This is a genomic window from Bradyrhizobium sp. (assembly GCF_016462955.1).
GTDB lineage: Bacteria > Pseudomonadota > Alphaproteobacteria > Rhizobiales > Xanthobacteraceae > Bradyrhizobium.
This window is the reverse complement of record NZ_JAEMSD010000883.1, coordinates 1-1562: the sequence shown is the minus strand read 5'-3', so window position 1 is coordinate 1562 and position 1562 is coordinate 1. Positions and strand designations below refer to the sequence as shown.

Below are 1562 nucleotides of genomic sequence, written 5' to 3'. Positions count from 1 at the left end.
TATTTGAGCTGGTTCTTTCTGCTGGGGGTCGCGTGGCTGGCCGCTCTCATTTCCGCAATCATGGTTCGCTCAATCGTTGCCGGGCGATATCTGACTGCAGCTTTGTCGTTCTACGTGCTGTATGGCTTCTACGTGATGTACATCGGCGGCATGCTGAACTTCGTGGCGACTCCGACATACTGGATCAAGATTGCCGCTCTGTTGGCCGCGATCATTCTGGAGGAGCGCTGGCAGAAGCTGGGCCGCCCGATCCTTCCGTGGGTGTTGGCCGACAGAACTCGGTTGTTTCGCCGTTCCGCGGTGCCTAACTAAGTCCCGGCCAATTGGCTGAGTGACCATTCACCCCTGATCTGCTTTCGATCTGTGACAATCGCCGACCCGTCGTGTACGGCAGGTCTGGTTCATCGCGAGTGGCCGGCCGCCGCTACCACACGCTCCGGCCGCCATCCATGACGAGGTTCTGTCCGGTCATGTAGCTCGAGGCATCCGAGCAGAGGAACTGCACCGCCGCACGGTATTCCTCGACATCGGCCATGCGACCCATCGGAATCAGGCGCGTCAGCCGTTCGACGAAGGCCGGGTCCTGGTTATTGAAGACGCCGCCGGGCGAGATCGCGTTGACCCGGACGCCGCGATCGGCCCAGTACGTGGCTAGATATTTCGTCAGCCCGATCAAGCCGTGCTTGATCACGGAATAAGTCACCGGCTTCACCGGCTGTTCCTCCTCGCGCGTGACCTTCGGTTGGCGGTAGAGCCGCTGGTCCGGTGCGATCACACCGAGATCTGAGGCGATGTTGAGGATCACACCGCGGCCACGCGCGGCCATCGCGCCGCCAAATACCTGTGCGCACAGCATCGCGCCGGTCAGGCCCACGGCGATCTCGGTCTGCCATTGCGGCACCGGAAACGCCTCGAAACGCGACGAATGCATCACGCCCGGCGCGGACGTGACCTTGGGGTCGATCGCCGCGTTATTGACGAGAATGTCGACGGAGACACCGCGGCCGGAAAGTTGCTCGTTGGCAGCGCACACCGAATCGAGCGCGGTGACGTCGATCGCAAGCGCGATCAGGTCGGCGGACGGCGCGTTCTGCTTGATCGCGGCAACGGCGGCTTCGGCCTGCGCAAGCCCGACGTCGGTGACGACGACACGCGCGCCGGCCTCGGAGAGCGCGGCGACATGCTGCCGGCCGAGCAGGCCGCCTGCACCGGTCACGAGAGCGGTGCGGCCGGTCAGGTCATAGCGTGAGGACGGGCTTGCCATCGAGAGCTCCTGTTCAGCTGCGCAATTGGCCGCCGTCGGCTACCATGACGCTGCCGGTAATGAACGCCGCGCGCGGCGAGGCGAGGAAGGCGACGAGGTCGGCAACCTCTTCCGGCTTGCCGAGCCGGCGCAACGCCACCTCGCGCGCAAGCATGTCCTCGACCGCAGTCCTGTTCTCGGCGAGTTTGCGCGCCCAGGTGCCGTCGGCGGCGAGGATGTTGCCGGGCGCGACCGCATTGATGCGGATGCCGTCGAGCGCGAGGGGCCGCGTCAGTCCGCGTACGGCCGCGTTCAACGC

Annotated in this window: 3 protein-coding genes; 1 reads left to right on the top strand and 2 read right to left on the bottom strand. The window is 64.9% G+C overall.

Translation table 11 applies throughout. The annotated features are described in order from the left end of the window. On the top strand, positions 1–312 hold a 312-nt coding region (locus JHD07_RS39520; RefSeq protein WP_291632050.1), incomplete at its 5' end, for a hypothetical protein. A gap of 112 nt (positions 313–424) precedes the next feature. On the opposite strand, the gene JHD07_RS39515 is transcribed toward JHD07_RS39520, so the two are convergent. Beyond that, positions 425–1264 carry an SDR family oxidoreductase gene (locus JHD07_RS39515; RefSeq protein WP_291632049.1) on the bottom strand — a complete coding sequence of 280 codons (840 nt, stop codon included), beginning with the start codon at positions 1262–1264 and terminating at the stop codon, positions 425–427. 13 nt (positions 1265–1277) lie between these two features. Beyond that, positions 1278–1562 (bottom strand): SDR family oxidoreductase (locus tag JHD07_RS39510; protein WP_291632048.1); only part of this gene is annotated, 285 nt, incomplete at its 5' end.

What these genes read in the sequence shown, in the direction of transcription:
- JHD07_RS39515 (WP_291632049.1), bottom strand. Translation starts at nt 1,264, where the DNA reads ATGGCAAGCCCGTCCTCACGCTATGACCTGACCGGCCGCACCGCTCTC.